This window comes from Methylobacterium currus (assembly GCF_003058325.1).
Lineage (GTDB): Bacteria > Pseudomonadota > Alphaproteobacteria > Rhizobiales > Beijerinckiaceae > Methylobacterium > Methylobacterium currus.
This window is the reverse complement of sequence record NZ_CP028843.1, coordinates 135,573-148,346: the sequence shown is the minus strand read 5'-3', so window position 1 is coordinate 148,346 and position 12,774 is coordinate 135,573. Positions and strand designations below refer to the sequence as shown.

Here is a 12,774-nt window from a genome sequence, read left to right as displayed (position 1 = left end):
GGCTCTCAGGCCGCCTCGCGGTTCTGGGCACCCGGCACGGTGGCGGCCTCGACCTCGTCGATGGTCGGGCGGTCGGCCGCGGCGATGCCCTTGCGGCCGTGCTCGATCGCCACCTGCGGCAGGGCGCCGTTCATGTAGGCGATCAGGCTCTGCTTCACGATGACGTAGACGGAGCATTGCTTCTCGCGCACGCCCTTCACCTTGAGGGCGAGCGGCGCCAGCACGCCGTACGAGGCGAACACCCCGAAGAACGTGCCGACGAGCGCCGCGCCGATGAGGCCGCCGAGGATCTGGGGCGACTGGTCGAGGGCGCCCATCGCCTTCACGATGCCGAGCACCGCCGCCACGATCCCCAGCGCCGGCAGTGCCTCCGCCACCGTGTTGATCGCCCCGTAGGGCTTGAGCGCGTACTTCTTGTGCGTGCCGATCTCCTCCTCCATCAGCGCCTCGATCTCGTGCGAGCGGGCGCCGCCGATCAGGATCAGCCGGCAATAGTCGCAGATGAACAGGACCAGGCCCTGGTCCTTGGTCACGTCGGGATAGTTCTTGAAGATCTCTGAATTCGCCGGGTCGTCGAAATGGGACTCGACCTCGTTGCGTGGCTTGGTCTTGATCTCGCGCAGGAGGGCGTGGATCAGGCCGAGCAGGGACAGGAAGTCCTTGCGCTTCGGTCCCTTGCCGGTGAACGCCTCCATGGTCGCCTTGCCGGAATCGACCACCGTCTTCATCGGGTTGGCGATCACGAAGGTGCCGGCGGCCATGCCGCCGATGATGACGAACTCCCAGGGCTGCCAGATCACGATCAGGTGGCCGCCCATGGCCACGAAACCGCCGAGCATGCAGCCGATGGCGATCAGCAGGCCGACGAGAATTCCCATATCCCGCAACGCTCCCTCTTGATGGGGCTACGGCTCTAAGGCCGGTGGCTTGCGCGGGGCTTTTTCTCGCCTCGCCGCCCGGTGCGCGGGGCTGCCGGGGCCTCGACCGGTGATCCGCCGCGCCGCTCGCGATGGGCGGACCGCCGAAGGGCAAGGTCGCGGCGCCTGATTTGCGCCGATCGGAGCTCCGGTTGCACGGACTTTGCCAATGCCGGCGTCGTTTCGCGGTGGGCAACGGCGACATGCCGCAAGGTCGATCGGGCGAAGCGTCGGAGTGATGAGGCCGATCTGCTTCAAATCGCCGGTGCATGGCGGCCGGACATCTCCGTCACCTTGCTGAACGCCTGGGGCCGAGGCGTCCTGGGGCCCGTGTGGATAGCGGGTATTACCACCGACTTAATCGGTTGCTAACGGGGCGGGTTCGATAGTGAGCAGGTCAGCGGCGCCACGGAGGGCCGTTGGAAGGCGCAACGGATGGGTTCTCACGAGCCCAAGACATGATGTCGAACCGTTGACCCGGTGAGAATCCGGATGTGTTAAAGCGCAGTCGGCCAGTGCATGCCCAAAGCATGATGCTGGTCGGCTGCACCGGTGAGAGCCCGGAACCTTGCACATTCCCGCCACGCCACAGCACCGGAAGCATCAGCCGTGACCAGCCTTCTCACCAACAACGCCGCGATGACGGCGCTGACCACGCTCAAGAACATCAACCAGAACCTGGACACGACCAGCAACCGCGTCTCTACCGGCCAGCGCGTCTCGGCCGCCTCGGACAACGCCGCCTACTGGTCGATCGCCACCACCGTGCGCACCGACAACGCCTCGCTCGGCGCGGTCAAGGACTCGCTCGGCCTCGGCTCGTCGTCGGTCGACACGGCCTATAACGGCCTCAACAGCATCCTGTCCGACCTGCAGAACATGCGCTCCAAGCTGCAGACGGCGCTGTCCCCGGGCGTCGACCGCACCAAGGTGCAGACCGAGATCGCCGCCATCCAGTCGAAGATGAAGGCGACGGCCGATTCCTCGAACTCGAGCGGCCAGAACTGGCTGTCGGTCAACTCGGCGACCACCAACACGGCCTACCAGGCGACCCAGAACGTGGTCGGCGGCTTTGCGCGCACGGCCAACGGCACGATCACGTTCTCGCAGGTCAGCGTCGACGTGCAGAGCATCAAGCTCTACGACACCAACTCCGCCAGCATCACGACCGCCGCGACCGGCGCTCAGTTCTCGGCCAGCACGTCGCTCACCGGGACGACGGGTTTCCGGCCGGGCGCCGCGGTCGGGACGGCCGGCACGGCGGATTTCAGCACCACCAACGAGGTGTCGTTCAACCTCGCCCTGACGCAGAACAACAACGCGATCCCCCCGGTCCCCACGACCGTGACCGCGAACATCGTCCTGAACAAGACCAGCCTGCAATCGGCCGCAAAGGATCTCACTAAGGTCACGACCGACGAGTTCCTTGAAGCCATCAACAACCAGATCACGGCTAAGATCGGCGCGAACAAGGCCATCGCTCTGCTCGACAGTGCCGGTCGCCTGACGTTCCAGTCGGTCGGTTCGGGGTCGGACGTCGCGCTGACGCTGACCAACGTGGCCGCCAGCTCCGGCAACACGCTGATCGACGTCGGCTTCACCGCCACGGTCCCGAGCAGCGGCTCCAATGCCAGCGGCAACGGCACCGCCGCCGGCACTCTGCCGGCGCAGGGCATCCTCGACACGGCCGGCAACACCTACGCGAATACCGGCCTCGGCTCGTACTCGATCGCCAATCTCGACATCTCGAAGCTGGTAGGCACCAAGGGCGACCTGGACCTTCAGGCGGTGATCACGGCGGTCGACAAGGCAATCGGCAAGGTGACGGATGCGGGCACGAAGCTGGGCGCCAACAAGACGCAGATCGACGGGCAGAAGGCGTTCGTCGACACGCTGATGAAGGCCAACGACCGCACCATCGGCATCCTGGTGGACGCGGACGTGGAGGAGGAGTCGACGAAGCTGAAGGCGCTGCAGACGCAGCAGCAGCTGGCGGTGCAGGCGCTCTCGATCGCCAACTCGGCGAGCCAGAACATCCTCTCGCTCTTCCGCTGAGCCGAGAGCACGGTTCCTCCGGGACGGGGCGGCCGCTCGGCCGCCGCTCCACGCCAGACCAAAAGGCCACGCCTCGCCGGCGTGGCCTTTTTGTTGTGCTTACTCTGAGTTATGGTTAACCAATCATTGCGATGTCTATTCGTAAATGTCTGTCAAGATTTAGGCTCTTTCGCAGGGGCGCCTTAAGCTTAATCATTGAATAACCTGTCGCGTGCAATCTCTCCCTATCGACGGGGCGGGCGGCGGTGCCGGTCCCAGGTCGGTGCAGGCGCAGCGGATGGGTTCTCACGAGCCCAAGACATGATGTCGAGCCGCTGACCCCGGTGAGAATCCGGATGTGTTAAAGCGCAGCCGATCAGTCCATGCCCGAAGCATGATGTCGGTCCGCTGCACCGGTGCAAGCCCGGAACCTTGCACATTCCCGCCACGCCACAACACCGGAAGCATCAGCCGTGACCAGCCTTCTCACCAACAACGCCGCGATGACGGCGCTGACCACGCTCAAGAACATCAACCAGCAGCTCGACACGACCAGCAACCGCGTCTCCACCGGCCAGCGCGTCTCGGCCGCCTCGGACAACGCCGCCTACTGGTCGATCGCCACCACCGTGCGCACCGACAACGCCTCGCTCGGCGCGGTCAAGGACTCGCTCGGCCTCGGCTCGTCGTCGGTCGACACGGCCTATAACGGCCTCAACAGCATCCTGTCCGACCTGCAGAACATGCGCTCCAAGCTGCAGACGGCGCTGTCCCCGGGCGTCGACCGCACCAAGGTGCAGACCGAGATCGCCGCCATCCAGTCGAAGATGAAGGCGACGGCCGATTCCTCGAACTCGAGCGGCCAGAACTGGCTGTCGGTCAACTCGGCGACCACCAACACGGCCTACCAGGCGACCCAGAACGTGGTCGGCGGCTTTGCGCGCACGGCCAACGGCACGATCACGTTCTCGCAGGTCAGCGTCGACGTGCAGAACATCAAGCTCTACGACACCAATTCGACCAGCGTCACCACCGCTGCCAGCGCCGCTCAGTTCGTAGGTTCGACCGCACTGACCGGGACGACGGGTTTCCGGCCGGGCGCTGCTGCGGGGACGGCCGGCACGGCGGATTTCAGCACCACCAACGAGGTGTCGTTCAACCTCGCCCTGACGCAGAACAACAACGCGATCCCCCCGGTCCCCACGACCGTGACCGCGAACATCGTCCTGAACAAGACCAGCCTGCAATCGGCCGCAAAGGATCTCACCAAGGTCACGACCGACGAGTTCCTCGACGCTGTCAACAACCAGATCACGGCTAAGATCGGCGCGAACAAGGCCATCGCCTCGCTCGACAGTGCCGGTCGCCTGACGTTCCAGTCGGTCGGTTCGGGGTCGGACGTCGCGCTGACGCTGACCAACGTGGCCGCCAGCTCCGGCAACACGCTGATCGACGTCGGCTTCACCGCCACGGTCCCGAGCAGCGGCTCCAATGCCAGCGGCAACGGCACCGCCGCCGGAACGATGCCGGCGCAGGGCATCCTCGACACGGCCGGCAACACCTACGCGAATACCGGCCTCGGCTCGTACTCGATCGCCAATCTCGACATCTCGAAGCTGGTGGGCACCAAGGGCGACCTGGACCTTCAGGCGGTGATCACGGCGGTCGACAAGGCGATCGCCAAGGTGACGGATGCGGGCACGAAGCTGGGCGCCAACAAGACGCAGATCGACGGGCAGAAGGCGTTCGTCGACACGCTGATGAAGGCCAACGACCGCACCATCGGCATCCTGGTGGACGCGGACGTTGAGGAAGAGTCGACGAAGCTGAAGGCGCTGCAGACGCAGCAGCAGCTGGCGGTGCAGTCGCTCTCGATCGCCAACTCGGCGAGCCAGAACATCCTCTCGCTCTTCCGCTAAGCGGAGAAGGGCAGTTCCTCCGGGACGGGGGCGGCCGCTCGGGTGCCGCCCCCACCGGACCACAAGGCCACGCCTCGCCGGCGTGGCCTTTTTTGTTGTTCTTATTTCTTGTTATGGTTGATCAAATATTACTCTATAGCCTGGCTCTATCGATCAATGTCTTGGTTTATTTGCAGGGGCGCTTTAAGATTAAGCATCGAACAACCTATCGCGTGCAATCTCTCCCTATCGACGGGGCGGGCGGCGGTGCCGGTCCCAGGTCGGTGCAGGCGCAGCGGATGGGTTCTCGCGAGCCCAAGACATGATGTCGAGCCGCTGACCCCGGTGAGAATCCGGATGTGTTAAAGCGCAGCCGATCAGTGCCATGCCCGAAGCATGATGTCGGTCCGCTGCACCGGTGCGAGCCCGGAACCTCGCAGATTCGTGCCACGCCACAACACCGGAAGCATCAGCCGTGACCAGCCTTCTCACCAACAACGCCGCGATGACGGCGCTGACCACGCTCAAGAACATCAACCAGAGCCTGGACACGACCAGCAACCGCGTCTCCACCGGTCAGCGCGTCTCGGCCGCCTCGGACAACGCCGCCTACTGGTCGATCGCCACCACCGTGCGCACCGACAACGCCTCGCTCGGCGCGGTCAAGGACTCGCTCGGCCTCGGCTCGTCGTCGGTCGACACGGCCTATAACGGCCTCAACAGCATCCTGTCCGACCTGCAGAACATGCGCTCCAAGCTGCAGACGGCGCTGTCCCCGGGCGTCGACCGCACCAAGGTGCAGACCGAGATCGCCGCCATCCAGTCGAAGATGAAGGCGACGGCCGATTCCTCGAACTCGAGCGGCCAGAACTGGCTGTCGGTCAACTCGGCGACCACCAACACGGCCTACCAGGCGACCCAGAACGTGGTCGGCGGCTTTGCGCGCACGGCCAACGGCACGATCACGTTCTCGCAGGTCAGCGTCGACGTGCAGAACATCAAGCTCTACGACACCAACTCGGTCAGCGTCACCACCGCCGCCACGACGGCGCAGATCGTCGCCGCGACCTCGCTGACCGGGACCACCGGCTTCGGATCGGGAACCGGTACGGCCGATTTCTCCGGCCCGAACGAGGTCTCGCTCTCGGTGAACGTGAGCGGCCTGGCCGGTACGCTGACGCTCAACACCGCAACCCTGCAATCGGCGGCCAAGGACCTGAACAAGGTCACGACCGACGAATTTATCAGCGCCCTCAACAACCAGATCTCCGCCAACGCCAATCTCAGCGGCAAGGTGGTGGCCGCCCTCGATACGGCCGGGCGCCTGACCTTCGCCACCACCGGTGCCGGGACGGCCGCGACGCTCGACGTGCAGCTCGCCAACGCATCGTCGGCCAGCAAGAAGGTGATCGATATCGGCTTCGGCACCGTGACGACAGCGGCACAGCCGGCCATCGTCACCGGCACGGCCATCACCACCTTCGATCTGTCGGGTGGCAACACGAAGACGATCTCGATCAACGACGGCTCGGCGACGAAGACCATCACCCTGAACGCCGCGAGCTTCACCGCGCTGGGTGGCGCGGCGACCTCGACGAGCAACACCGCGGTGAATACCACCGACATCGTGGCGATGCTCAACTCGGCGCTGGGTGCCGCGACGGCCAGCACGGTGAGCGCCACGCTCGCCAGCGGCAAGATCACCCTGACCAACTCGGTCGCCGCGAACGCGATCACGATCGGCGGCGCGGACGCGGCGAGCTACGGCTTCACGGCCGGCCCCACCAACCCGGCGGCGGCCGGCACCGTGGTGGTGCGGAGCGCAAAAGGCACCGACGCCGGAACGACGCCGGCGCAGGGCATCCTCGACACGGCCGGCAACACCTACTCGAATACCGGCCTCGGCTCGTACTCGATCGCCAGCATCGACATCTCGAAGCTGGTGGGCACCAAGGGCGACCTGGACCTTCAGGCGGTGATCACGGCGGTCGACAAGGCGATCGCCAAGGTGACGGATGCGGGCACGAAGCTGGGCGCCAACAAGACGCAGATCGACGGTCAGAAGGCGTTCGTCGACACGCTGATGAAGGCCAACGACCGCACCATCGGCATCCTGGTGGATGCGGACGTGGAGGAAGAGTCGACGAAGCTGAAGGCGCTGCAGACGCAGCAGCAGCTGGCGGTGCAGGCGCTCTCGATCGCCAACTCGGCGAGCCAGAACGTCCTATCGCTCTTCCGCTAAGCGGGGGAGGGCGGTCCCTGCGGGGACCGCCGACGGCCGAACGGAAAGAGCCGCCCGTGACCGTCGGGGTCGCGGGCGGCTCTTCGTTGTGGGGAGGCGGCGATCAGCCGACGAAGGTGTAGCCGGCCATGCGCTTGGCCTCGATCGGGTCGTAGCCGAGGCGCATCCGCAGCTTCTTGCGCAGCTTGCTGATGTGGCCCTCGACCACGCTCTCGTCGACCGCCGCGTCGAGATCGCCGTAGACCGCCTTGAAGATCTGGCCCTTGGTCACCGGCCGGCCGCGGTTGCGGGCGAGGTAGTCCAGGATGTCGCGCTCGCGCCGCGGCAGCATCAGGCTCTCGCCGTCGATCTCGGGATCGCGGCCGTCGGTATGGACCGTCAGGCGGCCGCTCTTGTCCGGCGTGCTCGCGGGCTTCGCCTCGCTGCGGTTGGTGCGGCGGCGGATCGCGCCGGCCCGGGCGATGATCTCGCGCACATGGACCGGCTTGCGGACCACGTCGTCGATGCCGGCGGTGAACAGGGCGAGGGTCTGCTCCAGGGAGCGGGTCTCGTTGAGCGCGATGATCGGCGCGCCGGACAGGCTGCGCAGGATGGCCGTGAAGGCGGTGCGGTCGGCGCAATCGCCGATCACGAAGCCCTGGACCGCCGCGAGGTCCTGGGCGAGATCCTGGGGTGGCGTGGCGTCGATCCAGGTACGGACGTCCCGCACGTCCAGCCCCCTGGCCGCAACGCCCTCCACGCCGAAGCCTTCCACGTATTGCGCGGCCACGTTTTCCCGCTCGTCGACGACGATGTACACGCCAGCCCCCAATTTTTTGACGCGTTGTCTTGCTCGCCTCCGGACAGAGGTGAGGTATCTTGATTCTTATATTGTCGAAAACGTGTTCCTGACGGAAGGTAATTTTCTTGCCGTCGCCCGAATCGCACCTTGCGGCGCGGTCTGGTGAACCATTCGTTAAGATATTTTCGCGCCCGGGTGGTTAATTTTCTGTAAATCGAGGCCCCTGCTGTCCACTTGCGGACACACCGTTGCGAACCCGCAACGAACCGAAAACTTCCTTTGCCGTGCAAGGATTTGGCAGGGTTCCGGCTCGGCTCCGGCTCGGAAAAGGCGCGCCGGCACCCCTCTCGGGGCGCGTTAACGGTTAAGGACGCGCCGTTCGCGCGCGGCCCGCCGGAGGCTATTCGGGGTCGGCGCGGACCGCCTCGCGGCCTCGCAGCCGAATCAGCAGCGGGGCCGACGCGGCGCTTCTCCTGCGTCACCCGGGAGATGAGCGATGGTCAAGGGGGCGTTCATCCACCTGCCCCGCTTCGCGGCACTTGGCTCGCAGCCGCTCAGCCGTCGAGCTCGGGGTAGCGACGGAAGATCCCGTCCTCGTTGAAGGGCGCGCGCCGGTCGCTCGCCAGATAGGCGGCGATGCGCGGCCGGGACGCCACGAGCCGATGGAGCGCGACGACCTTCGGCGTGGGTCCGAGCGCCCGCTCGGTGGCCCGCGGGAAGGCGTAGGCGAGGCCCTCGACGAGCTGGAACAGCGAGAGGTCGGCGTAGCTGAGGCGGGCGCCGACGAGGTGGCGCGGGCCGGCGGGGTTGGCGGCCAGCACCCGCTCGAACCAGGTCAGGAATTTCGGGATCCGGTTCTCGCGAAAGTCCCCGGCCCGGCGGGCGGCCTCGGCCCGCTGCTCCTCGTAATACAGCGCGGAGGCGATCGGGTGGTGGCTGTCATGGGCCTCGGCCACCGCGTCCGCGATGGTGAGCTGGATCTGAGTACGTCCTCATAATTTTTGTGGTATGCTGGTGTGTTATCAGGGGGCCGCGATGCGCGCCTTGCATCTGGACAAGCTGAACGTCGATCAGCTGCGCGGGCTTGACGATCTCTATCGCATGACGCGTGACGTCCGGGTCCGCACGCGTGCGCAGATGATCCTGCTGCTGGCCGAGCAGGGCCTCACCATCTCCGAGGTCGCCACGATCGTGCGCGAGAGCGGTGAGACGGTCCGACGCTGGGTCCATCGCTATGAGGCCGAGGGCATCGACGGACTCTCCGACGCGCCGCGCTCGGGCAAGCCGGCCAAAGCCGGAGCCGCCTATCGCGAGCGGCTGGTCGAGCTGGTGCGGCGACGGCCCCGCGCCCTGGACCTGCCGTTCTCGATGTGGACCGCCGCCCGGCTGGCCGACCGCTTGGCGGAGGAGACGGGCTTGCGCATGAGCGTGGCGAGCATCCATCGACTGTTGCGCTCGGCTGGTCTGGGGTTCGGTCGTCCCCAGCACACGATCAGCAGCCCGGATCCGGACTATGCTGTCAAAAAAAGGCGGTCGAACGCGCTCGCGACGGCCTGAGGCCCGGCTCGGTCTTCTACTACGCCGACGAGTTCAACATCAGCTGGTATCCGACCTTGCGGCCGATGTGGGGTCCCAAGGGGCAGCAGGTGATGATCCCGACCCCGATGCAGCCGACGCGGCGCTATGGGCTCGGGGCGGTTGATTGGCAGAGCGGCCAGACGGTGGTCCTCACCCGCCCTCATAAGCGGCGACGCGAGGTCGCTGAACTCCTCGAAGCGCTCCTGAAAAAGCACCCGACCGAGACCGTCTACGTCGCCTGGGATAATGCCAGCACGCACGAGGACGATGAGGTCGAGGCGGTGCTGCGCGGCGCGGCCGGGCGCCTCGTCCTGCTTTACCTCCCGACCTACAGCCCGTGGCTGAACCCGATCGAGATGCTCTGGCGCCAGTTCCGCCGCGAGGTCACACACTGCGAGCTGTTCGCCAGCATCGACGCTCTGGTTGAAGCCGCCCAGGCTTTCTTCGACCGTTACAACCGCAAGCCAGGCGGTGTCTGCTCCATCATTGGAGCGCATCCCACATGACTTCCGCGGCTGTACTTGGTGGGTCCAGATCCGGTCCGCCTCGCTCTCAGCCACGAGGCCGAGGCGCGGCCCGAGATGCAGCAGGATCGCGGCGGTCTGGCCGATCACCAGGTCGCCGTCCCGCAGGTAGGGCGGCGCGAAGGGCGGCCGGGGCGGCGCCTCCAGGCCCGCCATCAGGCCGTCGACGCCGTCCTCGCGGGCGACGTCGACGTACTCGGCCCCGGCCTCCTCCAGGGCGAGACGGACGAACTCGCCCCGGCCCTGGATCGACGGCCAGTAATGGAGCTCGTAGGCCATGGGCGCCGTCCTTCGCGTCACCTTCGCGCGCCGGCGCCCGGACCGGCCGGGCGCCGGCGCCGACTCACCAGCCGCGCATCTCGTCGTGGTTCGGACGCCGGCCCTGCGGCGTCAACCCGTCGATGACGCCCGGCAGCACCTGGGCGAGCTGCGCCAGCAGGTCGTTCCGGTCCATCCCGGTCTGGCGGCTCAGGGTCTCGACCGTGTCGGGACCCAGCGCCTGGGCGAGCTGCTGCGGCTGGATCGGCCGGTTGTGGCCGGGACCGATCCACGATTCGATCATCTCGCCGAGGCCGCCCCGGCGGAACCTGTCGATGAGCTGGTCGAGGCCGCCGCCGGCCGCATCTTCCGGCTGCTCCCGGTCGAGGCGGGAATACGGCCCGGCGCCCTGGTCGAACGGGTTCTGGACGCCGCCACCGCCGGCGGGGGAGGGGGGCGCAGCGCCCCCGGGGCCGTCGAGCATCCCGGCGAGGTCGGAATAGGGATTGTCCGGGTCCTCGCCGCGCCGGCTGCGGGGCGCGTCGTCCCGCGGGTCGGGGGTGTCGTAGCCGCGCGGGTCCGGGGCATAGCCGTCCTCGGGCCCGGATTGCGGCGCCGGCCGGCGGCCGCCGCCGAAGATGTCGCCGAAGCCGCCCTGCATCGCCTTGGCGGCGAGCAGCATCAGCAGCGCCTTGACCAGGGGCGACATGGCTCCGGAGCCGCCCCCGTGATTCCCCCCTTGATGGTCTCCTGGCCGGCCGCCGCCGCCGAGGACGTTGCCGAGCACCGAACCGATGACCTGATCGAGCAGACCCATGGGCACCTCCCCTCGCGCCTATCACGCGAGGATTAACCGTGCTGGCCGTCAAGCGGTTTCGTTACCGGCGATCGCCCGCCCCGTTGCCGCCGCCGGTGGCGCGCCGGTCCTTGGCATCGAGCTGGTCGAGGGGGTTGGTGCGCGAGCGCGCATTCCCGCTGAGCCCGGTATCGCCGGGCATGACCTTGGTGTCGGGCTTGATCGCCTGGGGCGGCGCGATCCCGGAGGCGTCGCCGCGCGCGCCGTCGGGGATGTCGGCCTGGGTCGGCTGGTCGCGCCGGTCGGAGATCGCGAGGGCCGGGGCGGCGCTCGCGACGAGGAGGAGAAGGGCGGAGGCGATGCGGGCGGTCGGGGACATAAAGGGCGGGGACATGGCAGTCTCCTGCGGTCATCTCGCAGGGGCAAAGCGGGCCGAAGCTCTGCGGTTCCGGCGGGATCGCCGGAAATCCCGCCGGATCCCGTCCATGATCCGCCCATGCGGAAAGGGCCGCCCATGGGGCGGCCCTTCGATCGGATTACAGGTTGATCAGGGCGTTGGCGGTGCCGAATGCCGTCATGGCGAGGCCGCCGGCCAGGACACCGATCATGCCGTAGGACACGGCACGCAGAAAGCGCATCTCGCTCATCGTTCGTCTCCGTCAGATCAGCAGCGGTAGCCGCCGGAGGTCTGGCCGTATTGCTTGACCGGGAAGTTCTGCTGGTTGGCATTGCCCTCCGAGGCCGAGCTCATCGGGCAGGCGCCGTAGAACGGCACGCTGGCATTGCGGGAGCCGATCGAGCCGGTGGTCTCGACGTCGCGGGGGCCGAACGGATGGGCGGGGGAGTTCGCGCTGAATGCCATCGCGGACGAGATCGGAGCGACGCCAAGGACAAGAGCGGTGACGACGGCGGCGATACGGGTCTTCATGTGGTATTCAGGCTCCTTTTTCGCAGTACAGTCCGGAGCTGCCGGCCTGCTTCCGCTGCGATGATCGGAATATAGGTGGCCCGCCCTGGCCGCGATGTGCCCCTGCGCACGCGGCGGGGTGGAACAACAACTGGCCCTTCCGCGTGGTGGGCGGCGATCGCCGGGCGGGCGCCCGCGCGGGAGCCGACCTCCAGGCGGAAGGGAGCATCCCCGGCACCTCCGCCTCCCTCAGGCGCCAACCTCGCGGGCGTCACATCCCGCTACCACCCCGGCGGCTTCCCTGGAGCTAGTCTAAGCGGCGACACCCGAGCGGTTGCTCACGCGAAACGAGGTTCCTGCTGCCGATGGCCAAGCCCGTCCACTCGATGATCCGTGTCCTCGACGAGGAGCGGTCCCGCGCCTACTACGCCCGCGCCTTCGGCCTCGAACTCGCCGAGAGGGTCGGCTTCGACGGTTTCGCGCTCGTCTACCTGCGCCATCCCTCGTCGCCGTTCGAGCTGGAGCTGACGGTCAACTTCGATCGCACCGAGCCCTACGACCTCGGCGACGGCTACGGCCACCTCGCGGTGGTGGTGGACGACGTCGATGCCGAGCATGCCCGCTTCACGCAGGAGGGCCTGCCCGCCACCCCGGTGAAGGACTTCCAGCACCAGGGCAAGACGCTTGCCCGCTTCTTCTTCGCCACCGATCCGGACGGCTACAAGATCGAGGTGATCCAGAAGGGCGGCCGCTTCGGCTGATCGCGATTCCGTCGGCCCGGCAAGCGCGCAAAGACGCGCCAGACCGGCAAGCGCGCGAAGACGCGCCCCGGGCCGGCC

At 67.1% G+C, this 12,774-nt stretch carries 11 protein-coding genes and 2 pseudogenes; 6 read left to right on the top strand and 7 right to left on the bottom strand.

All coding sequences use genetic code 11. From position 1 onward, the window contains the following. Nucleotides 1-5: 5 nt before the first annotated feature. Entirely contained in the window at nucleotides 6-878 is an 873-nt protein-coding gene (gene motA, locus DA075_RS00690; RefSeq protein WP_099951556.1) for a flagellar motor stator protein MotA, read from the bottom strand. Nucleotides 879-1,526: 648 nt separating this feature from the next. Here motA and DA075_RS00685 point away from each other — a divergent pair. The 3 genes from DA075_RS00685 (at nucleotide 1,527) to DA075_RS00675 (ending at nucleotide 7,091) form a co-directional block, all read left to right on the top strand. Next, nucleotides 1,527-2,972 (top strand): flagellin N-terminal helical domain-containing protein, encoded by a 1,446-nt coding sequence (locus tag DA075_RS00685; protein ID WP_099951555.1) that lies wholly within the window; start codon nucleotides 1,527-1,529, stop codon nucleotides 2,970-2,972. Nucleotides 2,973-3,424: 452 nt separating this feature from the next. Next, nucleotides 3,425-4,870 (top strand): flagellin N-terminal helical domain-containing protein, encoded by a 1,446-nt coding sequence (locus tag DA075_RS38075; protein WP_099951554.1) that lies wholly within the window; start codon nucleotides 3,425-3,427, stop codon nucleotides 4,868-4,870. Nucleotides 4,871-5,324: 454 nt separating this feature from the next. Continuing rightward, nucleotides 5,325-7,091, top strand: a complete 1,767-nt coding sequence (locus tag DA075_RS00675) for a flagellin N-terminal helical domain-containing protein (RefSeq protein ID WP_099951553.1) — start codon at nucleotides 5,325-5,327, stop codon at nucleotides 7,089-7,091. Nucleotides 7,092-7,194: 103 nt separating this feature from the next. Here DA075_RS00675 and DA075_RS00670 read toward each other — a convergent pair whose 3' ends face one another. Beyond that, a complete protein-coding gene (locus tag DA075_RS00670) occupies nucleotides 7,195-7,890 on the bottom strand; it encodes a response regulator transcription factor (RefSeq protein WP_099951552.1) in 696 nt (231 codons plus the stop codon). A gap of 536 nt (nucleotides 7,891-8,426) precedes the next feature. Continuing rightward, nucleotides 8,427-8,855, bottom strand: a pseudogene (locus DA075_RS00665) (glutathione S-transferase C-terminal domain-containing protein); the annotation flags it as partial. A 52-nt stretch (nucleotides 8,856-8,907) separates the two neighbouring features. On the opposite strand from DA075_RS00665, the gene DA075_RS00660 reads away from it, so the two are divergent. Together DA075_RS00660 and DA075_RS38475 are read left to right on the top strand one after the other, a co-directional pair. Continuing rightward, the gene (locus DA075_RS00660) at nucleotides 8,908-9,429 is read left to right on the top strand and encodes a helix-turn-helix domain-containing protein (protein ID WP_099951551.1); all 522 of its coding nucleotides are present in this window, start codon (nucleotides 8,908-8,910) and stop codon (nucleotides 9,427-9,429) included. A gap of 65 nt (nucleotides 9,430-9,494) precedes the next feature. Further along, nucleotides 9,495-9,956 (top strand): IS630 family transposase, encoded by a 462-nt coding sequence (locus tag DA075_RS38475; protein WP_244936442.1) that lies wholly within the window; start codon nucleotides 9,495-9,497, stop codon nucleotides 9,954-9,956. Nucleotides 9,957-9,965: 9 nt separating this feature from the next. On the opposite strand, the pseudogene DA075_RS38470 reads toward DA075_RS38475, so the two are convergent. From DA075_RS38470 to DA075_RS00635, 4 genes and pseudogenes are all read right to left on the bottom strand, one after another. Then, a pseudogene (locus DA075_RS38470) lies at nucleotides 9,966-10,253 on the bottom strand (thioredoxin domain-containing protein); the annotation flags it as partial. A gap of 64 nt (nucleotides 10,254-10,317) precedes the next feature. Then, entirely contained in the window at nucleotides 10,318-11,049 is a 732-nt protein-coding gene (locus tag DA075_RS00645) for a YidB family protein (protein ID WP_099951550.1), read from the bottom strand. 61 nt (nucleotides 11,050-11,110) lie between these two features. Further along, nucleotides 11,111-11,422 carry a hypothetical protein gene (locus tag DA075_RS00640; RefSeq protein ID WP_232386673.1) on the bottom strand — a complete coding sequence of 104 codons (312 nt, stop codon included), beginning with the start codon at nucleotides 11,420-11,422 and terminating at the stop codon, nucleotides 11,111-11,113. Between the two features lie 270 nt (nucleotides 11,423-11,692). Then, nucleotides 11,693-11,956 carry a hypothetical protein gene (locus DA075_RS00635; RefSeq protein ID WP_099951548.1) on the bottom strand — a complete coding sequence of 88 codons (264 nt, stop codon included), beginning with the start codon at nucleotides 11,954-11,956 and terminating at the stop codon, nucleotides 11,693-11,695. 344 nt (nucleotides 11,957-12,300) lie between these two features. Between DA075_RS00635 and DA075_RS00630 the strand changes: the two genes are divergently transcribed. Further along, on the top strand, nucleotides 12,301-12,696 hold the full coding sequence (locus DA075_RS00630) for a VOC family protein (RefSeq protein ID WP_099951547.1): 396 nt from the start codon (nucleotides 12,301-12,303) through the stop codon (nucleotides 12,694-12,696). Nucleotides 12,697-12,774 lie beyond the last annotated feature (78 nt).